Annotated in this window: 20 protein-coding genes; 6 read left to right on the plus strand and 14 right to left on the minus strand. The window is 41.1% G+C overall.

Annotation, left to right across the window (positions count from 1 at the left end; translation table 11 throughout):
• Positions 1-717: 717 nt before the first annotated feature.
• From cysQ to cysG, 6 genes are read right to left on the minus strand one after another with little or no spacing between them, the layout of a single operon-like run.
• Positions 718-1,455, minus strand: a complete 738-nt coding sequence (gene cysQ / locus GLP24_RS17460; RefSeq protein ID WP_232616326.1) for a 3'(2'),5'-bisphosphate nucleotidase CysQ — start codon at positions 1,453-1,455, stop codon at positions 718-720.
• A gap of 17 nt (positions 1,456-1,472) precedes the next feature.
• The gene (gene cysC / locus GLP24_RS17465) at positions 1,473-2,093 is read right to left on the minus strand and encodes an adenylyl-sulfate kinase (protein WP_045038932.1); all 621 of its coding nucleotides are present in this window, start codon (positions 2,091-2,093) and stop codon (positions 1,473-1,475) included.
• A 19-nt stretch (positions 2,094-2,112) separates the two neighbouring features.
• Positions 2,113-3,843, minus strand: a complete 1,731-nt coding sequence (locus tag GLP24_RS17470; protein ID WP_232616327.1) for an SLC13 family permease — start codon at positions 3,841-3,843, stop codon at positions 2,113-2,115.
• Positions 3,844-3,848: 5 nt separating this feature from the next.
• A complete protein-coding gene (cysN, locus tag GLP24_RS17475) occupies positions 3,849-5,270 on the minus strand; it encodes a sulfate adenylyltransferase subunit CysN (protein WP_232616329.1) in 1,422 nt (473 codons plus the stop codon).
• 10 nt (positions 5,271-5,280) lie between these two features.
• Complete coding sequence (cysD, locus tag GLP24_RS17480) at positions 5,281-6,189, minus strand: sulfate adenylyltransferase subunit CysD (protein WP_232576339.1); 909 nt, start codon at positions 6,187-6,189, stop codon at positions 5,281-5,283.
• A 13-nt stretch (positions 6,190-6,202) separates the two neighbouring features.
• On the minus strand, positions 6,203-7,618 hold the full coding sequence (gene cysG, locus GLP24_RS17485; protein ID WP_232584316.1) for a siroheme synthase CysG: 1,416 nt from the start codon (positions 7,616-7,618) through the stop codon (positions 6,203-6,205).
• 414 nt (positions 7,619-8,032) lie between these two features.
• Here cysG and GLP24_RS17490 point away from each other — a divergent pair, with 414 nt between their 5' ends.
• From GLP24_RS17490 to GLP24_RS17505, 4 genes are all read left to right on the plus strand, one after another.
• Entirely contained in the window at positions 8,033-10,000 is a 1,968-nt protein-coding gene (locus GLP24_RS17490) for a bifunctional 2',3'-cyclic-nucleotide 2'-phosphodiesterase/3'-nucleotidase (RefSeq protein ID WP_152654310.1), read from the plus strand.
• A 94-nt stretch (positions 10,001-10,094) separates the two neighbouring features.
• On the plus strand, positions 10,095-10,691 hold the full coding sequence (locus tag GLP24_RS17495) for a Crp/Fnr family transcriptional regulator (protein WP_232577966.1): 597 nt from the start codon (positions 10,095-10,097) through the stop codon (positions 10,689-10,691).
• A 70-nt stretch (positions 10,692-10,761) separates the two neighbouring features.
• Positions 10,762-11,223: a GNAT family N-acetyltransferase gene (locus GLP24_RS17500; protein ID WP_232579529.1), complete on the plus strand. Its 462-nt coding sequence runs from the start codon at positions 10,762-10,764 to the stop codon at positions 11,221-11,223.
• Positions 11,223-12,095 carry a DMT family transporter gene (locus GLP24_RS17505; RefSeq protein ID WP_152654307.1) on the plus strand — a complete coding sequence of 291 codons (873 nt, stop codon included), beginning with the start codon at positions 11,223-11,225 and terminating at the stop codon, positions 12,093-12,095. Before GLP24_RS17500 ends, GLP24_RS17505 begins: the two co-directional genes overlap by 1 nt.
• 72 nt (positions 12,096-12,167) lie before the next feature.
• Here the strand turns inward: GLP24_RS17505 and GLP24_RS17510 are convergent, their stop codons facing one another.
• Positions 12,168-13,022, minus strand: coding sequence for a LysM-like peptidoglycan-binding domain-containing protein (locus GLP24_RS17510; RefSeq protein WP_232616330.1), 855 nt, complete (start codon positions 13,020-13,022; stop codon positions 12,168-12,170).
• A gap of 124 nt (positions 13,023-13,146) precedes the next feature.
• Here GLP24_RS17510 and GLP24_RS17515 point away from each other — a divergent pair, with 124 nt between their 5' ends.
• Positions 13,147-13,767 carry an FKBP-type peptidyl-prolyl cis-trans isomerase gene (locus GLP24_RS17515; protein ID WP_101770070.1) on the plus strand — a complete coding sequence of 207 codons (621 nt, stop codon included), beginning with the start codon at positions 13,147-13,149 and terminating at the stop codon, positions 13,765-13,767.
• Between the two features lie 173 nt (positions 13,768-13,940).
• Entirely contained in the window at positions 13,941-14,426 is a 486-nt protein-coding gene (locus GLP24_RS17520; protein WP_101770071.1) for a DUF2780 domain-containing protein, read from the plus strand.
• 81 nt (positions 14,427-14,507) lie between these two features.
• Here the strand turns inward: GLP24_RS17520 and GLP24_RS17525 are convergent, their stop codons facing one another.
• The 7 genes from GLP24_RS17525 to dusA all read right to left on the minus strand — a co-directional run bounded on the left by GLP24_RS17525 (position 14,508) and on the right by dusA (position 21,488).
• Entirely contained in the window at positions 14,508-15,272 is a 765-nt protein-coding gene (locus tag GLP24_RS17525; protein ID WP_232604520.1) for a phosphoadenylyl-sulfate reductase, read from the minus strand.
• On the minus strand, positions 15,265-16,956 hold the full coding sequence (gene cysI / locus GLP24_RS17530; RefSeq protein ID WP_232616331.1) for an assimilatory sulfite reductase (NADPH) hemoprotein subunit: 1,692 nt from the start codon (positions 16,954-16,956) through the stop codon (positions 15,265-15,267). Before cysI ends, GLP24_RS17525 begins: the two co-directional genes overlap by 8 nt.
• A complete protein-coding gene (locus GLP24_RS17535; RefSeq protein ID WP_232616332.1) occupies positions 16,956-18,770 on the minus strand; it encodes an assimilatory sulfite reductase (NADPH) flavoprotein subunit in 1,815 nt (604 codons plus the stop codon). The genes cysI and GLP24_RS17535 overlap by 1 nt, the downstream gene beginning before the upstream one ends.
• Before the next feature lie 166 nt (positions 18,771-18,936).
• Positions 18,937-19,167: an RNA-binding protein gene (locus tag GLP24_RS17540; protein ID WP_045038408.1), complete on the minus strand. Its 231-nt coding sequence runs from the start codon at positions 19,165-19,167 to the stop codon at positions 18,937-18,939.
• Between the two features lie 154 nt (positions 19,168-19,321).
• A complete protein-coding gene (locus GLP24_RS17545; RefSeq protein ID WP_101770075.1) occupies positions 19,322-19,948 on the minus strand; it encodes a TIGR04219 family outer membrane beta-barrel protein in 627 nt (208 codons plus the stop codon).
• 86 nt (positions 19,949-20,034) lie between these two features.
• On the minus strand, positions 20,035-20,277 hold the full coding sequence (pspG, locus tag GLP24_RS17550) for an envelope stress response protein PspG (protein WP_101770076.1): 243 nt from the start codon (positions 20,275-20,277) through the stop codon (positions 20,035-20,037).
• Between the two features lie 230 nt (positions 20,278-20,507).
• Complete coding sequence (dusA, locus tag GLP24_RS17555) at positions 20,508-21,488, minus strand: tRNA dihydrouridine(20/20a) synthase DusA (protein WP_101770077.1); 981 nt, start codon at positions 21,486-21,488, stop codon at positions 20,508-20,510.
• Between the last annotated feature and the right edge of the window lie 291 nt (positions 21,489-21,779).

Below are 21,779 nucleotides of genomic sequence, written 5' to 3' on the forward strand. Positions count from 1 at the left end.
CTCTTTCGAGACGGCTCAATAAATACTGACTTTAATACCAACTCTTTATAAATAAAGAGTGTAATTTTAAAGCTTTTTATCATTCAAAGAATGATAATTAAATAACTGTGCCAAAACAATCTTCTCTATAAATAGATTGGGTCATTTTGTATTGGTCACTCAGTTTATTGATAAATCTTTCGACTTAACCATTCAGTGAGTGCCCACACAGATTGCATGGTCAAATTGTTAAAGAACGTTAGCACAATACATCGTATTGGCTGAGGCTGCGTATACTACTCCGCGCCAGTTTAAAGTCAACAAGTTTTTTAAATTAGATTTAACAAACCCTTTATTGACCTGCCCTGTGTTAAAAATAGATTATAATTTTAACCACTCGAATAATATTCGAATCAAGACTGCGATTTTCATAGCTTAATGTAAGACAATAATCGTCAATTACCGCAATGATTTTTTACAAACCGCTTATCGACAAGTTACACACAGGTTGTAAGTAACTTACTAACCGTAGGTATTCCGTGTCGTTGGGCTGCATTATAGAAGGAACAGAAAGGATAACAATTGTTTATTTGCTTTTTTGATGTAAATGCTAGTAATACCAACCAAAAGCCATAAAAGACTCAATATTCATACAACAACATCTTTAATTGATAGTCGTAATTTAAAAATACTGCTGACTATTTGATCAATCAATGACTTTTGGTTAATTTCAAATGATTATGAGACAACAAAACAAGGATTCAATAAGGGTTCACGATCATAACGAATAGGGAAACCGTCCAGATCATTCACTGTAGCGCCCGCACTTTCAGCGATACATTGACCAGCAGCGGTATCCCACATCATGGTTGGTCCGAAACGCGGGTAATATTGAGCACGTCCTTCCGCCACTAAGCAAAACTTTAATGATGATCCCACCGCTATCCATTTATGTTCACCTAATTGTTGAAGATAAGCCTCTAACCCAACCGATGGATGTGAGCGGCTACCTACCACCGTCGGTATAGTAGAAGGTAGAAGACGAATCACTTCTTTACCTGCTTTAGTCACAAGCCAAGCTGTTTTCCCATCACCCAGCCATGCTTTATTTAGTGCGGGAGCATAGACAACCGCTAAAATAGGTTTTCCATTTTCAATCAGCGCAATATTAACGGTGAACTCACCATTCTTATTGATAAATTCTTTGGTGCCATCCAATGGGTCCACCAGCCAAAAGGATTGCCAATATTGACGCTGTTGCCAATCAGTCTGTGGCGACTCTTCAGATAAGATAGGAATATCGGGGGTCAGTTGTTGTAGCTGATTAATGATAATTTCATTTGCTGCAAGATCAGCAATGGTAACGGGACTATTATCGGCTTTATTTTCAACAGTAATATTACTGTGATAATGCGTCATTATTGATTTACCCGCATCCAATGCGATGGTGTATATAGCATCAAGTAATGTTGTCACTTACAGTACTCCGGTTATCAAGCAATAATACGTCGACTTCGTAAAGCATTAATACATTGCTCAACTAACTCATTAATATTATGACTATCCGCTGCGAGACGAATTTCAGGTTGTAAGGGGGGTTGGTACTCAGCATCAATACCTGTAAATTGCTTTATTTCACCGGCTCGTGCCTTTTTATACAGTCCTTTAGGATCTCGCTTTTCACATTCAGCCAAAGGGGTATCAACAAACACTTCAATAAACTCACCTTGTGGCAGTAAATCTCGAACTAATTGTCTTTCTTCACGATGAGGTGAAATAAATGCACTCAGTACGATTAATCCCGAATCGGCCATTAATGTGGCGACCTCACCAATACGGCGAATATTTTCACGTCGATCTTGATCTGAAAATCCAAGATCTTTACACAACCCATGACGAACATTATCACCATCTAATAAATAAGTATGATAACCCAATGCCAAGAGTTTATGTTCAAGAGCGCCAGCAACTGTCGACTTACCAGCGCCACTCAATCCAGTAAACCATAACACGCAAGGCTGCTGTTGTTTTTGCTGACCTCGTTGCTCTTTAGTCACACTATAACTATGCCAGACAATATTATTGTCTGCATGGGACTTCGTTGTCGTATTCATAACATATTCCATTGTTAATTTAGTTAAAGGGAAAGACGACTGGGATCAAGATCAATACTACGGTGGAATACACAATCGAGAGCGGTAATCCAAGTTTAATATAATCTCTAATTTTATAATTACCGACGCTGTAAACGAGTAGATTGGTTTGATAACCATACGGTGAAATAAAACTCGCACTCGCGCCAAATAACACCGCCATAATAAAAGGCATAGGATCGACACCATAACCCAACGCCAAGCTATAACTAATGGGAAATACCAGTGCGGCGGCGGCATTATTGGTGATCAGTTCAGTAAGAATTAATGTGAGTAGATAAATGGCAATTAAACCACCATACACTCCCCAGCCATTAAATGCGGTAATAAGTACTTGGCCCATTTGTTGTGATAAACCACTGGCTATCATTAATTGCGCCAGCGTTAATGCTGATCCAACAATAACTACAATATCAATCGGAAATCGACGTCGAAGTTCACCAAAGGAAATAATCCCCAATCCCACCAGCAGTACCAAATAAACGGCTAACCCTTTAATCAATGGCAGCCAATCAGCTAAAGCCAATACAATCACACTTAAAAAACCAACTAATACTGTTGTGCTGCGGTAACGGTCTAAACGTGCGCTTGAATCAAGACCATTAACCAATACAAATTCACGCTCAAGCTTGGTTTGCTTTTGGTTAAACAGTTTCCCCGGCACAATAACTAATGTATCACCCGCGCGTAATTCAATATTACCCAAGCCACCAGCTAACCGTTCATGACCACGACGAATGGCGACCACGACCGCATCAAAGTTTTCACGAAATTGAGTGCTCTTTAAGGTATTACCACAAATAGCAGCAGAATGACTGACCACAACCTCCATCATCGATTGACCATTAAGATGATGCTGACCAAATAGATGTAGCCCTTCTATTTCTTGTAAGGTGGTGACACTTTCAATATCGCCACAAAACAATAATCGATCACCAGCTTGTAATTGGGTATCGGGGCAAACAGGAGCTACCGTCTTACCGTCGCGAATAAGCTCAGCCAAAAACAAACGCCGTAATGCGCGCAGTCCATTTTCAACTACCGTTTTACCAATTAATGATGAATCGCTTTTTACGCGTGCTTCTAAAAAATAAGGTAACTGTTCTTCACTGTCGTCATCGTTGTCCGGTAAAAAATAACTCAGCGGAATTAAAATCATTAACCCGATGACTAATACCGCTAAGCCAATCATGGTCGGGGCAAAAAAACCAAGACTCGGCAAGCCGACATCTTCAACAAAGCTATTAATAATAAGGTTAGTCGATGTACCAATTAAGGTCAGTGTGCCCCCTAAAATAGCGGTATACGATAAAGGCAATAATAATTTAGAGGGGGCATGGCGTTGATTACGTTTTATCGCCCCAATTAACGATACAACTACCGCAGTATTATTGGTAAAGGATGATAACAACGCGGTTGATAGTCCTAGCTTCGCCACAACGGTACTATGGCCACCTTGTGAAATTTGCCGCCCAACCCAACTGATTAAGCGAGTTTTTTCAAGAGCAATGGAGACTAAAATTAATAACACTAAAGTTAATAATGATGAGTTAGTAAAATTTGCGGCAATGGCAGGCAATTCAATTAAGTTTGCTTGAAAACCAATAAACGCACTACCAGCAAATAAATACGCGGGTTTAATCTTCGTAGTGAGCAAGCAGAGAATAATCACTACTAGCATTGCCAGCACAGTAGCTTGTTCCCAGCTCATTCACATTACTCCAGTAATTGACCGATATCTTTTGCATCCCAATGCGGGAAATGCTTACGAACCAGCGCATTAAATTCAACTTCAAACGCTGAATAACGACTGCTTTTATCTATTGCTAATGGTTCACGAATTAAGCCTGCACCAACAGTGACATTGGTTAATCGATCAATAATGATAAAGCCGCCAGTATCTTTACAGGTTTGATAGCTATCAACAGCAATCGCATCGTGTAAGTTGAACTCACATAAACCAATGCCATTAAGGGGTAACGTCTCGGTTACAAAGGTATCAAGACTATTAATATCAACTTGATGACGTATCGCACTCACACTGCCTAGCGTTTTTTTACCTGCCACTTTAATATCATACTGACGTCCAGCCGTTAATGCGGTTTCACCCATCCACACAATATCTGCCAATACATTGTTACTTAGCGGCACTTCATCTTCTGCTGCGATCAACGTATCACCACGGCTAATGTCAATTTCATCTGCTAAGGTAACGGTAATGGCTTGGCCTTTGGTTACTGATGCTAAATCACCATCAAAGGTTACAATTCGCTCTACGGTGGATGTTTTTCCTGACGGTAATGCAGTCACTCGCTGTCCAACTCGTAATTCGCCTGCCGCTAATGTGCCAGCAAAGCCGCGAAAATCAAGATTAGGACGGTTCACATATTGAACCGGAAAACGTAAGTCTGCAGAATCATCATCTTTCGACAAATCGACGTATTCTAATAACGTTAATAACGGCTCGCCTTGATACCACGGCATCTTGGCACTTTGATTAACAACGTTATCGCCATCTAAGGCAGATAATGGCAATAATTGAATATTGATCTTAGGGTTGAGTTTTTTTGAAAACTGGAGGTATTGCTGACTAATATCGTCAAAACGAGCTTGATCAAAATCGACCAAATCCATCTTATTAATTGCCACAATAAATTGGCGAATACCGAGTAAACTGGCGATATAAGAATGACGACGGGTTTGATCTAATACCCCTTTACGGGCATCGATTAAAATAACCGCCACATCACAGGTTGAAGCACCGGTTGCCATATTACGGGTGTACTGCTCATGCCCTGGGGTATCAGCAATAATAAATTTACGCGCTTTGGTCGAGAAATAACGGTAAGCAACATCAATGGTGATCCCTTGTTCACGCTCAGCTTGCAATCCATCAACTAATAATGCCAAATCAGGCTTATCACCCGTGGTACCGACTTTTTGGCTGTCAGTATGAATTGCGGCTAGTTGATCTTCATAAATTTGGTGAGAATCATGCAGCAGACGGCCAATGAGGGTACTTTTACCGTCATCTACGGAGCCACAGGTTAAAAATCGTAGCAGTGACTTATTATGATGTTGATCGAGATAAGCTTCGATTCCAAGCTCTGCCACCTGTTGTTCTATGACACTGTTCATTATTCTCTCCTTAGAAATAACCTTGGCGTTTTTTCAATTCCATTGAGCCAGATTGATCGTGATCGATAGCTCGTCCTTGACGTTCACTGGAGGTCGCCACCAGCATTTCTTCAATGATCCCCGGTAACGTATCAGCCGTTGATTCCACCGCTCCCGTTAATGGATAACAACCTAATGTTCTAAAACGGACACTTTTTTGTTGAATCGTTTCACCCGGCAATAATTCGAGTCGCTCATCATCAACCATGATTAACATTCCATCTCGCTCAACAACAGGGCGTACTTGGGATAAATACAGTGGCACAATTTCAATTTTCTCTAAGAATATATATTGCCAAATATCGAGCTCAGTCCAATTGGATAACGGGAACACACGAATGCTTTCGCCTTTATTAATTTGACCGTTATAGGTTTTCCATAATTCAGGGCGTTGATTTTTTGGATCCCAACTGTGGTTTTTATCGCGGAATGAATACACTCGCTCTTTCGCACGTGACTTTTCTTCATCACGCCGAGCACCACCAAACGCAGCATCAAAACCGTATTTATCAAGTGCTTGTTTTAGGCCTTGGGTTTTCATGATATCGGTATGCTTTGATGAACCATGCGTAAAAGGTCCAACCCCCATCGCTACCCCTTCTGGATTTTGATGTACCAACAAATCAAAACCGTATTTTTTAGCGGCACGGTCTCGAAATTCAATCATTTCTCGAAATTTCCAAGTGGTATCAACGTGCAATAATGGAAATGGGATTTTGCCCGGATAAAAAGCCTTACGGGCTAAATGCAACATCACCGACGAATCTTTACCAATGGAATACATCATTACTGGATTATCAAATTCAGCCGCGACTTCACGCAAAATATGAATACTTTCAGCTTCAAGCTGTTTGAGGTGGGTTAAACGTTTCGGGTCCATCACTCTCTCCATGTTATGCCAGTTTCACTGCCGCTTCAGGTTGCGGCTGTAACTGTTCCTTGGTTGTGAACCAAGCTAATTTATGTGATAACTTTACGACTTCACCGACAACAATTAATGATGGTGATGCAGCATGTTGTGCTAAATCAGCGAGTTCATGTAATTGTCCGGTTAATACTTTCTGAGTGGCTTGTGTGCCTCGTTCAATAATCGCGATTGGAGTGTCAGGGGCGCGGCCATGATCTAATAATTGCTGTTGAATATGACTGGATTTCATTAGCCCCATATAAATCACTAAGGTTTGATTACCACGCGCCAACGTTGACCAATCAAGTTGTTTACCATCCGGCTTTAAGTGCCCAGTAATAAACATCGCTGTTTGAGCATAATCACGGTGGGTTAATGGAATGCCTGCATAAGCGGTGGCACCGGCTGCGGCCGTAATACCGGGAACAACTTGAAAATCAATCCCAGCTTCTGCTAGCACTTCTAATTCTTCAGCACCACGACCAAATACAAACGGATCCCCCCCTTTAAGCCTTACAACGCGTTTACCTTGTTGGGCATATTCAACAATCAATCGGTTGGTTTGTTCTTGTGGCACACTGTGAAAACCGGCTTTTTTACCGACACAAACAAGTTCTGCATCACGACGTACCAACGCCATGACTTCATCGGAAACAAGGTAGTCATACAACACCACATCCGCTTGCTGCATTAATTGCAAACCACGTAAAGTTAGTAACCCCGCATCACCAGGACCTGCACCAATTAACGCAACTTGCCCAACAGGTGGCGTGTGCTGTTGTAACTGTTGTTCTAATGCTTGTTGGGCTTCACTATGACGACCCACGGCAACCAAATCTGCAAAGCGACCATTAAATGCTTGCTCCCAAAAGGCGCGACGGCTAGAAAAGGTAGAAAGCTGGGTGGCAATATAATCACGAAAGCCACCCGCAATGGTCGCCATTTTGCCTAAATGTTGTGGCAGTGTTGCTTCTAGTTTTTGACGTAATAAACGCGCTAAAACGGGCGCTTTACCCGATGATGAAATAGCAACAATGATTGGCGAGCGATCAACAATAGAAGGCACAATAAAACTGCAACGTTGAGTATCATCAACCACATTGACCAATACTTGGCGTTGATTGGCTGATTGGTAAACCAGAGCATTCAGCGCTTTATGTGGTGTTGCGGCAATGGCTAGAAAAATCCCATCAAGATTCTCGGGCGAAAAGGTATCACCAACAAAACGGATCTGATTAGCAGCAATCGCCGCAGTAAAATCAGCATTCAGCTTAGTTGCAATCACACCAACATCAGCACCCGCTTTTAATAACATCCGTGTTTTGCGCCATGCGCTATTACCACCACCGACAACCAAACATGGTCGACGCTTTAAATCCGCAAATATTGGTAAATAATCCATTACTAACTCTCCTTGGTGCTCTGTAACCACTATAGAGAGCCCGTGATATAACTTGAAATTCTAAAGTTTCATTTTTTATATCAAAAAGTTTGGTTACTAATTAAACAATCCTAATTTAATGACCGAATAGAATGATCAACCGCAAATAAATACAAACCAAACATAAATAGCTAATAGTGAGCAAAATGGAGGATATTCAAATATCACTTCGAACCTAAGTTATGCCTTTTCTTTCTTAATTGAATCAGCACCATTTCGTTTTGAATCAAATATTGCGATTCTTTCACCGCTTAATAATGGTTATGCATATAAAAAATGAGAGTTAAAGCACAATTATGTGACGGGTTCAGATAGTAACCGCATAAGATTTGTTATTTTAGGCACGCTTTCCTTACCTACCCTTTGGAGAAACACATGACACTATCTGTTAAGCCTTTATCAATCGCTGTTTTAGGTGGCTTGCTATTACTGGCTAGCCCCGCAAATGCAGAAACGATTAAATTACGTATTCTTGAAACAACAGATATTCATACAAATGTAATGGATTACGATTACTACAAAGATAAGCCGACTAATAAAACAGGGTTAGTCCGTACTGCGACCTTGGTTGAAAAAGCACGCGCTGAAGTTATTAATAGTGTGTTAGTCGATAACGGTGATTTGTTGCAAGGTAGCCCTATGGGTGACTACATGGCAGCAAAAGGCATTAAAAAAGGCGAAGTGCATCCTGTTTATAAAGTGATGAACCAACTCGGTTATGCGGTAGGTAATATTGGTAACCACGAATTTAACTATGGTATTGATTTCCTAAACACCAGTATTGAAGGGGCAAACTTCCCTTATATCAATGCCAATGTTTATGATTTAAAAACGGGCAAAAACTTATTTACGCCTTACCTTATTCAGGACTACACATTTAAAGACAACGACGGCAATAACCAAAAACTAAAAATTGGTTACATTGGCTTTGTACCACCACAAATTATGGTGTGGGATAAAAACAACCTTGAAGGCAAAGTAGAAGTAAAAGACATTAAGCAAACTGCTGAGAAATTCATTCCGCAAATGAAGGCAGAAGGCGCTGATATAATTATTGCCATTCCGCACTCAGGCGTTTCAGCTGACCCTTATAAAGTCGGTGCAGAAAACTCGGTTTACTTCTTAACTCAAGTTGAAGGGATTGATGCGATTGCATTTGGTCACTCACATGCGGTATTCCCAAGTAAAGATTTTGCAAGTCTACCCGGTGTTGATATCAACAAAGGCACCATCAATGGTATTCCGGCGGTAATGCCCGGTCGTTGGGGTGATCACGTGGGTATTATGGATTTGGTGTTAGACAAAGAAGGTAATAGCTGGAAAGTAACCTCAGCCCAAACTGAAGCACGTCCTATCTTTGATAAAGCCAACCAAAAATCATTAATCAAAGCCGATCCAAAATTAGTCGCGGCAGTAAAAATTGATCATAACGCTACCCGTGACTTTGTTAACCAACCGATTGGTAAAGCCAGTGATGTGATGTACAGCTATTTAGCCTTGGTTCAAGACGACCCAACAGTACAAATTGTTAACTTGGCACAAAAAGATTACGTTGAACGCTTTATTCAAGGCGACCCCGATCTTGATGGTTTGCCTGTATTGTCAGCAGCTGCCCCATTTAAAGCGGGCGGTCGTGGTAATGACGCAGGTAACTACACCGAAGTAGAAGCAGGCCAACTAACATTCCGTAACGCGGCTGACTTATACTTGTACCCAAATACCCTTGTCGCGATGAAGGTAAAAGGTAAAGATGTTCAAGAATGGCTAGAATGTTCCGCGGCACAGTTTAATCAAATTGATGTTAACAGTGAGAAGCCACAAGGACTTATTAACTGGGATGGTTTCCGTACTTACAATTTTGATGTCATTGATGGCGTGAAATACAACATTGATATTTCACAACCAGCAAAATACGACGGTGAATGTAAACTGATTAACCCAACCGCGAATCGTATTAAAGATTTAAGTTTTAATGGAAAGCCGATTGATTTAGAGCAGACGTTCTTAATCGCGACCAATAATTACCGCGCATACAGTGGTAAGTTTGCAGGTACAGGTGAAGCATTCGTTGCCTTTGCCTCACCGGATGAAAACCGCACTGTATTATCAGATTACATCAGTCGCGTGAGCAAACAGAAAGGTCAAGTTGTTCCAAGTGCAGATAATAACTGGCACTTCACACCACTAAAAAGTGATAAGAAGTTAAATATTCAATTTGAAACCGCGAACAGTGATAAAGCAGCGAAATTTATTAAAGATAAAGGCCAATACCCAATGCAACAAGTCAACACCACGCCGGGTGGGTTTGCTATTTATCAATTAGATCTTCAAACGCGTAAATAATTCCCCTCAATAAAATATCTATATACCGCAGCCTTGGTTGCGGTATTTTTTTGATACACTGCCACTATCATTCTTTTTATTCATTAACTCGCTTATGCCTTTCAATAACCATTCTGAATTAGCGGCTTTCTTAGCTCAGCTAGGTGCAGATACCGCCACCATCAACGATGTCATTGCCGTTGCTGAACCACTGGATCTTCCGACTCGTCATATTTTATTACACCAAGGGCAAATCCCAACCCATTGCTACTTTTTATTAAACGGTTTGTGCCATGCGTGTTATTTAACCGAACAAGGTAAACAATTCAGTAAAGAGTTCTATTGGGATCAAGATGTTATTATTGGCTTTGAAAGCTTAATTAATGACGCGCCCTCAGCCTATTTATTAGAAACATTATCCGCCAGCCAATTAATCATGTTACCCATTACCCTGTTTCAGCAATGGCGTCAGCAGCAGCACCCGTTGTATCAAACCTTATTAGAACGTCAATTACTGCATAAAGAGCACAAAGAACGCTTTATGCTCATGCATACTCCAGAGCAACGATTACAACTGTTTAGTGATCATTTCCCCGAGTTAGTTGGGCGCATAACCGATTACCAATTGGCTTCTTATTTAGGTATTACTTCCATTAGTTTAAGTCGAATCAAAAAACGGCTCGCAAGTGGTGAAATTAATCCCAAAAATTAACCATTGTTAACTTCATTTTTGACGTAAATCGGTACACTAACGACATCATACCGAATTCAGGACGTTAACTATGACAACATGGCAGTGTTTACCCTTTGACGAATTAACAACCCACCAGCTTTATGACCTATTAAAACTACGTTCAGAGATATTTTGTGTAGAACAAAACTGTGTGTATCCCGATCTTGATGATCACGACCGCGCTCCAAATGTGTTCCATCTGTTAGGTTACGTAAACAATGAACTTGTCGCATATTTACGTTTATTAGCCCCTGGCGTCACTTATGATAATGTCAGTATTGGGCGAGTAGTGGTAACACCAAGTCAGCGTAAACATGGTTTAGGTCATCAATTATTACGTCAAGGATTAACCCATGCAGAAACAATTTGGCCACAACAGTTAATTGAAATTGGCGCTCAACAATATTTGGTGGCGTTCTATCAATCACATGGATTTACCCAAACTTCAGACATGTACCTTGAAGATGGCATTCCCCATGTTGATATGCAGTTATTACAAGATCCCACCTAATGCGCTGGTCTGCGGTTTCAATCGGTATTGCTATTTTAATTTGCGGTAATTTATCGTCGTCACTGTCTGATGTGGCGGTAAAATTATTAGACGGTAGCGTATCAGCATTTCAGTACATGTTTATTCGCCAATTATTAAGCGTGATCCTAATTGCACCATTATGGTTACGATTAACCCCCGCTCAGCGTGATATTGGGCATTGGAAGGTGAATGCAATCCGTGCCCATCTAGTATTAGCAGGTAGCGGCATGCTACTGATTGCTTTAACTTACCTTCCATTAGCCACCGCCAATGCTTTATTTTACGCCGCACCGTTACTCATGCTGCCATTATCAATGCTGGTATTAGGTGAACGACCAAATAAAGAAAAAGTATTAGCAACTGCGGTCGGGTTTATTGGCATCGTCATTGTGTTACGCCCCGATCAATTTCATTGGGCCGCATTTGCCGCATTAGGCACCGCCTCAACATTAGCGCTATACAATGTTTTAGTACGTAAGCTGCCCCCACAACAACCGATTATCAGTACCCTATTTTGGACAGGTATTTTATCGTTACCCATATCAAGCCTATTAGCCTACCAATATTGGCAGCCATTACAGCCCAAACAATGGTTATTGATTGCTGCAAGTGCGTTATTTACATTAGGTTATCAAGGCTGTTGTGTTGCGGCTTACCGTCAAAGTGAGACTTATAAGATTGGACTTGCGGAGTATTCTGGGCTGATTTTTGTCGCTATATTTGGTTATCTCTGGTTTGACGAGATTCCCGATCTGCTCACTGGCTTAGGTATTCTATTGATCATTCTTCCAATGGCACCATGGCCTAAAATCCGTCGCTCACCACAGAGCATGAGCCATAACGCGGATTAAACATTTATCACTTAGAAATAATAAGCCGCCTTAACTGGCGGCTTATTAATTTAACGTATAACCATTGCAAATTTATTGACGATAGAAACGGCCATTCGCATTAACAGTATATGAAGCAGAAACACCATTACCTAAAATTTGTAAGCCATTAATTTCACCACGGCTGTTTTGACGATAACGTAATGTTTGCCCTGCTTGAATACGGCTAATCGGTTTACCCGCGCCTTCAACTTTCGCAATAGCATAAAGATCACCGAGTGGTAATCCTTTATTACGGAAAATATTGGCTAACGTATCCCCAGCTGGCACTTTATAGCTGTACCAATGATCAGCAACACCTGCTGATTGTTTAGCAACAACGGATGTTGTTTGAGACTTAGCGACTCGTGATACAACAACTGGCTTATGGGTTGTTGTATCAATGGTATAAACCTTACCACCATTAATCGGATATATTTTTGATGTCATCGGTTTACGTTCAGGGGCTGGACCACGATCTTCCATACCACCATCAGCTTTCATGCCCGAATCTTCTTTAATATCAGCACTGTCTAATACTACATCGGTACGTTTAAGCGTACTTTGTTTACTATTACCATCTGGGTTATTTTCTACCTGAATATTCGGCCCAGAACTTACCTGATTTGCAACATCGCTATTACCTAGATTTAATTCAATATTACGGCGCATAGGTACACTCCCAGCACCGCCTTCTAGTTCCTTCGCTGATGGCAACATTAACGCACCAATAAAAACGGGCACAACAAAAAGTAACGCCCAACGATGAAAACGAGGAAAACGCTGCCATATCTGATATACACCAGATATACGCTCACTGCACTTTGCTTTTACTGCGCTCATGTTTAGTTTCACAGGCGGTTGTTGGTTAGCGTTTTTTTTATTTGAACGGCGATTTACCTTTCCCATATACAGCACTCCAAAGCTTCATATGTCACGCAATTAGCGAATATTGGTTACAAACATTTACCCGATAGGGGCTAAACTGTTATCCTGCCCACTTTAATTCATTCTACATTAAGAGATGACAATAATGTCTGACGTTAAACTAGATACAATTGAGACTAAAGCAAGCTACGGTATTGGTCTACAAATGGGTCAACAACTAGCACAAAGCGGTCTTGAAGGCCTAAACGTAGCAGCTATTGCTCAAGGTATCGCAACTTCTCTAGCTGGCGAAATGCCAGAAATCGAAGTTGATGAAATCAACAATGCACTACGTGAACTTCACACAGCAGCAGATACTGCACGTCAAGAGCAAGCTAAATTAGCTGCTGCTGATGGCGAAGCATTCCTAGCTGAAAATGCACAACGTGCAGAAGTTACAGTAACTGATTCTGGTCTTCAGTACGAAGTTCTTGTTGAAGGTAATGGCGAAATTCCAACTTCAGACAAGCAAGTACGCGTGCACTACCACGGTATGCTAACAGATGGCACTGTTTTTGACAGCTCTGTATCTCGTGGGCAACCTGCAGAATTCCCTGTAACTGGCGTTATCGCTGGTTGGGTTGAAGCTCTTCAAATGATGCCTGTAGGTTCTAAGTGGAAGCTGTCTATTCCACAAAACCTAGCTTACGGTGAGCGCGGCGCAGGTGCTGCAATCCCTCCGTATGCGGCACTAGTATTTGAAGTAGAGCTATTAGATATTCTATAAGATATCAAGCTTGAACAAATAAACGGCGCTCATAGCGCCGTTTTTTATACCTATAGGTTATACAAATAATAAAAAATCATTGCAACCAGACAAATCTTCACTAGGATTGACGTACCCAAGTCAATTTCTGATTTAAAAGACTTCGGTATTTATCTTTACTAAGGAGTCTCCCAATGAAAAAACGTCGTATCGTAACGACTCTCGCAGCAGTTGCATTGTTGTCATCAAGCACCATGAGTTACGCCTTTAGCCTGTCTGATATTTTCGGTGGAAAAAGTGCAGATCAAGTGGTTAGCCAAGTCGCACAAAACCCGCTAACAAAAACACTTATTTCTGAACTAGGTGTTAAACCAGAACAAGCCGCAGGCGGTGCAGGTGCGCTATTAGGTTTAGCAGCTAGCCAACTTTCAGGTCCACAAGGCAGTGAACTTTCAAAACTGATCCCTGGAGCCGAAAAATTAACGGACTCATTACCAATGGGATTAGGTCAGCTACTTAGCAACCAAGCTAACATTGATAAAGTGTTCTCATTACTAGGTATGGATCCAGCGATGATTAATAAGTTTATTCCAGTTATTACTCAATTCTTAGGCCAACAAGGTGCAAGTAATGCCCTTTTAGGTGCACTAGATAAAGTATGGACTCCTGCAGCAAAATAATATTTTAGCCGTATGAATAACTTACAAGGTAGCGTCGATACGCTGCCTTGTTTTTATTTATAAGCTCACCATAAAACGAAACTAAATGCCTGAACCTTGTGATTCAGTGTCATTATCTTCATGTAAGCCACATTCACGTTTCAGACCAAAAAAGCGCGTCTCTTGCTCTGTCATTCCCGGCTGCCATTTCACCGTAGTATGGATATCCCCGACAGATAAATAATCGTGTTGCTTTAACGGGTGGTAAGGTAACTGATGTTGCTGTAAGTAAGCGTCAATATCGTCATTGGTCCAATCAATCACAGGTAAGAACTTAAACCGACCATTTTGAATCGCCAATACAGGTAACGTCGCTCGCGAATCGGATTGCTCGCGACGTAATCCTGAAAACCACGTTCCCACATTAAGCTCATTCAATGCCCGCCGCATCGGCTCTACTTTATTTAATTGATTATATTGTTTAATTCCATCAACACCTTGGAGCCATAATTGACCATAACGTGCTTCTTGCCATGCGGCACTGTGTTGAGCGCGATAAATATATAAATTCAAATTAAGTTGTTTAGTTAAACTATCAATAAACTGATAAGTCTCTGCAAATAAATAGCCCGTATCGGTAAGCACCACCGCAATATCCGTTTTAGCTTCAGTGACTAAATGCAACATCACTGCCGATTGAATCCCAAAACTAGATGCTAATGCAAACTCGCCGTCAAGATTATCAAGCGCCCATAGCACTCGCTGTTGTGCAGTCATGGTTTCCAGCATGGCATTAATTTCAGCCAGCTGAATAATTTGACTCACTTTTGACAGTTCAAGTAACTCAGCCAGTTGATATTTAGGCATAAAAATCCCTCATCGATATTTTTACTTCATCAATAATGCCAGCACGAATAGTGAAATCACCAAAGCCTTCATTCTCTTGACGCTCCGTCGACCAACGACCGACTAAATTATCTATTTCATCCATGATCTGAGCGACGGTAATATTCTCACGGTACATTTTAGGTACTCGAGTACCATTTCGATTACCACCGAGATGCAAGTTATATCGCCCAGGCGCTTTACCGACTAAGCCTATTTCAGCCAACATCGCGCGACCACAACCATTGGGGCAGCCAGTAACACGCAGAATGATATTTTCGTCTTCGTCTAAGCCATGCTTTTCTAAAACACCTTCAACATCAGTCACAAACTCAGGTAGAAAACGTTCTGCTTCTGCCATCGCTAATGGACAAGTCGGTAGTGAAACACATGCCATCGAATTTTTTCGCTGCTCACTGACACTGTCATCCATCAAGCCATGATCACGCGCGATCTTTTCGATCCTAGCTTTGTCTTTTGCTAACACGCCCGCAACAATCAGATTTTGGTTGGCCGTCATTCTAAAATCACCGCCATGGACCTTCGCTATTGCTGCCATACCCGTTTTAAGAGGTTTGCTCGGTGTATCCAATAAGCGACCATTTTCAATGAATAACGCCAAATGGTGCTTACCATCAATGCCCGCAACCCAACCAATACGATCACCGCGATCGGTAAACTCATACGGTCGACTGGCTTCAAAGCTAATCCCGGCTCGTGACTCAACTTCTGCTTTAAATACCGCCACGCCAACCCGATCAATAGTATATTTAGTTTTGGCATTTTTACGGTTAGAACGGTTTCCCCAATCACGTTGAGTAGTAACCACAGCAGTGGCGACATCAAGGGTTTTATCTAAAGGTACAAACCCGAAATCATCCGCTCGACGAGGATAAGTGGCGTGGTCACCATGAGTCATTGCTAAGCCACCGCCAACTAACACATTAAAACCTACCAATTTCCCATTATCTGCAATTGCGATAAAATTCAGGTCATTAGCATGGACATCAACATCATTCTGCGGCGGAATAACCACCGTCGTTTTAAACTTACGCGGTAAATAATTACGGCCTAAAATAGGCTCTTCATCCGTTGTCTCAAGCTTTTCACCGTCTAACCAAATTTCAGCATAAGCACGGGTTTTAGGCAGTAGATGCTCACTGATCTTTTTTGCCCATTCATACGCTTGTTGATGCAACTCAGATTCAACAGGGTTGGTGGTACACAACACGTTACGGTTTACATCCCCCGCCGTTGCGATGGAATCAATACCGATACTATTTAATGTTTGATGCATCAGTTTAATGTCAGGTTTTAACACCCCATGGAACTGAAATGTTTGACGGGTGGTTAAGCGAATACTGCCATAAGAAGTATGCTCATCAGCAAATTTATCAATTGCTAGCCATTGTTTAGGAGTGATCACGCCTCCCGGCATTCTCGCCCGTAACATCACATTTTGGAGCGGTTCTAATTTTTGTTTAGCGCGCTCGCCGCGAATATCACGATCATCTTGCTGATACATGCCATGAAAGCGAATTAATTGAAAGTTATCAGCGCTAAATCCCCCAGTGATACGATCATCAAGATCTTGCTCTATGGTGCCGCGAAGAAAATCACTTTGACGTTTTAGACGTTCATTGTCTGATAATTTTTGCTCTGTCATTAGTACATATCCCTTTGATAGCGTTTATCTTTACGCAGCTCATTGAGATACTGCTCTGCTTGCTCGCGCGTTTTCTTTCCTTGTTGTTCAATAACGGTTAACAAGGCTTGATGAACATCTTTGGCCATGTGGGTTGCATCACCACAGACATAAACATGCGATCCTGCTTGTAACCACTGCCACACTTGTGGTGCTTGTTCTAAAATGCGCTGTTGAACATAGATTTTCTCGGCTTGATCTCGACTAAATGCGACATCTATTTGATCCACCACCCCGTCTTTTAGATATTTCTGCCATTCAACTTGGTAAAGAAAATCTTCAGTAAAGGTTCTATCGCCAAAAAATAGCCAGTTTTTACCTGTTGCTTCTCGATTATCACGCTCTTGCACAAAGGCACGGAAAGGCGCAATTCCCGTACCAGGACCAATCATGATCACTGGCGTATTATCATCAGCAGGTAACTTGAAGTTATGATTGGTTTCAACAAATACTTTCACAGCCGCGCCTTCTTGTAGACGTTGTGATAAGAAACTAGATGCGCCACCTTGACGTTGCTCATCACCTTGGGAAAATTCAACCACACCAACCGTTAAATGCACTTCTTCACCCACTTCCTGTTGGCTGGAAGCAATGGAATATAAGCGGGGCGTTAAACGACGTAATAAACTGATTAATTGGTTGGCAGTTAATACCGTCTTCTTAGCCGTTAAAACATCAATGATTTGGTTATTAGCCGCATACTCACGCAATTTTTCACGATCATCCACCAGCTTTTGCAATTTTTTACTGCCAGAGAGTTTGGCATATTGGGTCACAAACTGTGGATTTGATGCGGTAATTTCATAATGGCTAATCAACGCATCACGAATAGATAAGTTACTGCCATCAACATCCACCGAAGTTGCAGCATCTAAGTCAAGTTTCGCTAATATGGCATCAACCAATTGCGGATCATTTTCAAACCATACCCCCAGCGCATCCCCCGCTTGATAGCTTAATCCTGAACCTTCTAAATCAATTTCAATATGGCGTACATCTTTATCTGAATTGCGACCAGTGATTTTCTGGCTTACTAATAAACTGGCCGTATAAGGATTTTGCTTAGTGTAAGTAGCAGCAGATGTAGCATTTTGCCCCACCGGTAACTGAACGACTTCCGCTTCACCCGTTGATAAGGTTTGTTTGGTTTTGGCTAATGCTTGTGTACGCCACTCTGCGGCGGCCACTTCATAGTCAACATCACAATCAAGGCGATCAAGCATCGGCTTCGCACCCAGTTTTGCTAAGTAGCGATCAAAATCTTTGGCGGTTTGGCAGAAAAATTCATAACTAGAATCGCCTAGCCCAATCACGCCGTAGTGTAAATTCGATAATTGAGGGGCTTTTTTTGACTGTAAAAACTGGTGCAGTTCAATCGCATCATCAGGGGCTTCACCTTCTCCATGTGTGGAAGCAATAATAATGACATGGGTTTCTTTACTGAGATTTTTACCTTTAAAGTCACCCGCAGAAACCAGATTAACCGCAATATCTTGCGCGAGAGCTTGCTGTTGTAACGCTTGAGCTACACCTTTAGCATTACCTGTTTGCGAGGCATAAATAATGGTTAGTTTACCCGCAGGTTTTGCAGCGGCCAGTACATTTGATGCAGGAACAGATGCCGTTGTTGATGATTGAGATTGGCTCAACCCCCAAAAATAGCCACTGATCCAAGCCAGTTGTTGTGGTGAGGATTCTGCTGCGGCTAGCTTAAGCTGATCTATTTGTTGATCATTAAGTGGGCTAGCTAAAGCTGATAGTTGGTTGATTGACATAGCACGACGATCCCTATTCATTGCGTTATGTTAGAGTAGCCATTTAAACTAATAACAAGAAAGAATAGATAAGAATGTTTTATAACCATTTGTAAGGTTAATCGTACAAAAAAACCAAATAGAGATATCACTATTTGGTTTTGGAATGGAGAAATAAAGGCAGGATTTAGTATTCGTCAGCAATTCTAACTTGTTGAAAACCAACTTCAAATGCTTGTTGAGTAGCACTGTCAATATCACCATAGCATTGTTCACTGCCACTAATATCCGTTAATGGTACTAAACCGCCGCGACGATGGCGAAATTCAACGATATAACCACTATTAATTGATGGTTCGATGAGTGCTTCAACAAGATCTTGGTCAGCGTATAGGTGTTTCAATTCAGTTAATGTCATCACTTACTCCTCCCTAATACTGATATTATGCATCACACATATAATCAGTTTGCTTACCTTTAAAAGTGGTACATAAACGGGATTAGCGCCAATAAAAAAACCACGAAATAATCGTGGTTTTATAATTGGATCACAAAATAAGTTTATATGTTAATTAGAAATCAACTTCTACACCAGCAAACCAACCATCTAGGTCAACATCACCAGTGTTTGATTTTTTAAAGTCATAAGCCATCATACGGTAACCCGCACGAAGGTTAAGATCTGCTGCCACTAAACCTAATGTATATTTCACACCAGCTTGGCCATCAAACAAACTTGTACCGTCATATTTACCCGCGTTCGCTTGAGCAAATACAGATAATGGTGTTGCTGGAATACCTAACTCAGCAGCAGCATAAACAGTTGGCTGCCAATCACTAAAACTGTTCTGGTGTTGAATTTGAACACCAGTAAATTTAGTCATTGTTACACCTAAATCTAGTGCAACTAAATCGTTATCAAGAATTTCATAATAAGCAGTAAAATCACTTTGCTCAAAATTCACATTCCCAGTATCAATATTGTTGTAACGTACCATTACGTTTGGCACTAAAGGAATAAAATGCTCAAAAGATGCATAGTAAGATGTTGATGTATCATCACTTTTATGACCATCTACTTTTGCGTTTGTAAACCATGCATCCGCACCCACTTTAACACCTAGTAAGGTATCAGCTTGGGCTGGAAGGGCTGCAGCTAGCGTCATTGCCGCTGCAATTGAAAGCACCACTTTTTTCATTCCGAGTCTCCGCTCTTATCATTTTATGTAATTAATCGCACAAAATTATATCAGAAGCGGTATAAAAACTCTGCAATCAATCGCAGTTAATAGCGACGATGACGCGACATACGTTCTTGATGCTGTTTGTCTGCATTACGCTCTCGAAAGAACCAAATACCTAATGCTATCACGATGATCCACGGCAATAATTTAAAGACTAATCCCAACATACCGACAACTGCCATCACCGCAAATCCCGCAGCAACTGCAATGAAGACACCAATCAAACTAACACCGGTAAATATCAGTACCAATGTAAAAGCAACTAAAAACAGGAACTCAAACATAGATTATCCTTTGTTATTACGGCAACATCCAAATGAAATCACCGTGTTATATTTATTATTACCTACAATATTGCACAATTCACGCCAACTATAAGTTAATTATTTTACTTTATTTTTCATGCATATAAAAAACGCCAACTCAATAAAGAATTGGCGTTTACTATTTAGTGGTCAATCTCACCTAATACTAAGTAAAATTCGCCACTTTAATAACAATTATTGAAGTGTTATTACACATCCAACTCAGCAGGAATTTTAGCTAATGCTTGCTGCACGACTTCAATACCCGCCCCTGGCTTATGAGCATTTTCACTAATATAACGACGCCATTGACGTGCACCAGGCATACTTTGGAATAAACCTAGCATATGACGAGTAATATGGCCTAAGCATGAACCATTGGCTAACTGACGTTCAATGTAAGGATACATCGCTTCAATGACTTCACGACGTTTCATTACTGGACGCTCACTGCCAAATAAACGTTGATCGACTTCTGCCATTAAATATGGACTTTGGTAAGCTTCACGACCCACCATGACACCATCCATATATTTAAGATGCTGTTCCATTTCTTCAAAGGTTTTAATACCACCATTGATAGCCATGGTTAACTGTGGAAAATCTTGCTTTAATTGATATACACGCGGGTAATCTAAAGGTGGAACTTCACGGTTTTCTTTTGGACTCAAGCCTTTAAGCCATGCTTTACGAGCGTGAATAGTAAAATTATCACAACCGCCTTTTTCTGACACAGTTTGAATAAAGTGGCTTAGAAATTCATAAGAATCTTGCTCATCAATACCGATACGCGTTTTAACTGTTACAGGAATGTCAGCCACTTCACGCATTGCAGCAACACACTGTGCCACCAGCTCAGCCTCACCCATTAAACAAGCACCAAACATGCCGTTTTGAACACGATCAGACGGACAACCTACATTTAAGTTGATCTCATTATAACCACGATCTGCGGCTAGTTTTGCACAACGAGCAAGATCAACCGGATTTGAACCACCAAGTTGTAATGCTAATGGATGCTCTTCTTCGTTATAAGAAAGAAAATCACCTTTACCATGAATAATTGCACCAGTCGTTACCATTTCAGTATACAACAGAGCTTCTTTACTCATTAGACGATGAAAATAACGGCAATGACGATCAGTCCAATCCAGCATAGGGGCAACAGAAAAACGAGCAGAAGGGTACATGTAACAACATTCCTTACATATTAAGTGGTTATGGCAAATACCACTTACGGGTATTGCAATATACTTCATCCGATGTCGATTTTTGTTTTCGATAAGGGACGGATGAGGGACAGTTTAGGAGGCATAAACGGTCCCTAAAATATCTTTTGAGGCGCGGATTCTACCCTAAAATGACTATTGTCACCATGATTAGACGGGGATCACCCTCAACCCATGATCGGTTTAACAATGCTTTAAAATACGGAAGACAGTATCAGGTAAGGTATATAAACAAGAAAAGCCATATTCAAA

It is taken from the genome of Photobacterium carnosum, assembly GCF_021236965.1.
Lineage (GTDB): Bacteria > Pseudomonadota > Gammaproteobacteria > Enterobacterales > Vibrionaceae > Photobacterium > Photobacterium carnosum.

What these genes read in the sequence shown, in the direction of transcription:
- cysC (WP_045038932.1), bottom strand. Translation starts at nt 2,093, where the DNA reads ATGAATACGACAACGAAGTCCCATGCAGACAATAATATTGTCTGGCAT.
- GLP24_RS17470 (WP_232616327.1), bottom strand. Translation starts at nt 3,843, where the DNA reads ATGAGCTGGGAACAAGCTACTGTGCTGGCAATGCTAGTAGTGATTATT.
- cysN (WP_232616329.1), bottom strand. Translation starts at nt 5,270, where the DNA reads ATGAACAGTGTCATAGAACAACAGGTGGCAGAGCTTGGAATCGAAGCT.
- cysD (WP_232576339.1), bottom strand. Translation starts at nt 6,189, where the DNA reads ATGGACCCGAAACGTTTAACCCACCTCAAACAGCTTGAAGCTGAAAGT.
- cysG (WP_232584316.1), bottom strand. Translation starts at nt 7,618, where the DNA reads ATGGATTATTTACCAATATTTGCGGATTTAAAGCGTCGACCATGTTTG.
- GLP24_RS17490 (WP_152654310.1), top strand. Translation starts at nt 8,033, where the DNA reads ATGACACTATCTGTTAAGCCTTTATCAATCGCTGTTTTAGGTGGCTTG.
- GLP24_RS17495 (WP_232577966.1), top strand. Translation starts at nt 10,095, where the DNA reads ATGCCTTTCAATAACCATTCTGAATTAGCGGCTTTCTTAGCTCAGCTA.
- GLP24_RS17500 (WP_232579529.1), top strand. Translation starts at nt 10,762, where the DNA reads ATGACAACATGGCAGTGTTTACCCTTTGACGAATTAACAACCCACCAG.
- GLP24_RS17505 (WP_152654307.1), top strand. Translation starts at nt 11,223, where the DNA reads ATGCGCTGGTCTGCGGTTTCAATCGGTATTGCTATTTTAATTTGCGGT.
- GLP24_RS17510 (WP_232616330.1), bottom strand. Translation starts at nt 13,022, where the DNA reads ATGGGAAAGGTAAATCGCCGTTCAAATAAAAAAAACGCTAACCAACAA.
- GLP24_RS17515 (WP_101770070.1), top strand. Translation starts at nt 13,147, where the DNA reads ATGTCTGACGTTAAACTAGATACAATTGAGACTAAAGCAAGCTACGGT.
- GLP24_RS17520 (WP_101770071.1), top strand. Translation starts at nt 13,941, where the DNA reads ATGAAAAAACGTCGTATCGTAACGACTCTCGCAGCAGTTGCATTGTTG.
- GLP24_RS17525 (WP_232604520.1), bottom strand. Translation starts at nt 15,272, where the DNA reads ATGCCTAAATATCAACTGGCTGAGTTACTTGAACTGTCAAAAGTGAGT.
- cysI (WP_232616331.1), bottom strand. Translation starts at nt 16,956, where the DNA reads ATGACAGAGCAAAAATTATCAGACAATGAACGTCTAAAACGTCAAAGT.
- GLP24_RS17535 (WP_232616332.1), bottom strand. Translation starts at nt 18,770, where the DNA reads ATGTCAATCAACCAACTATCAGCTTTAGCTAGCCCACTTAATGATCAA.
- GLP24_RS17540 (WP_045038408.1), bottom strand. Translation starts at nt 19,167, where the DNA reads ATGACATTAACTGAATTGAAACACCTATACGCTGACCAAGATCTTGTT.
- GLP24_RS17545 (WP_101770075.1), bottom strand. Translation starts at nt 19,948, where the DNA reads ATGAAAAAAGTGGTGCTTTCAATTGCAGCGGCAATGACGCTAGCTGCA.
- pspG (WP_101770076.1), bottom strand. Translation starts at nt 20,277, where the DNA reads ATGTTTGAGTTCCTGTTTTTAGTTGCTTTTACATTGGTACTGATATTT.
- dusA (WP_101770077.1), bottom strand. Translation starts at nt 21,488, where the DNA reads ATGTACCCTTCTGCTCGTTTTTCTGTTGCCCCTATGCTGGATTGGACT.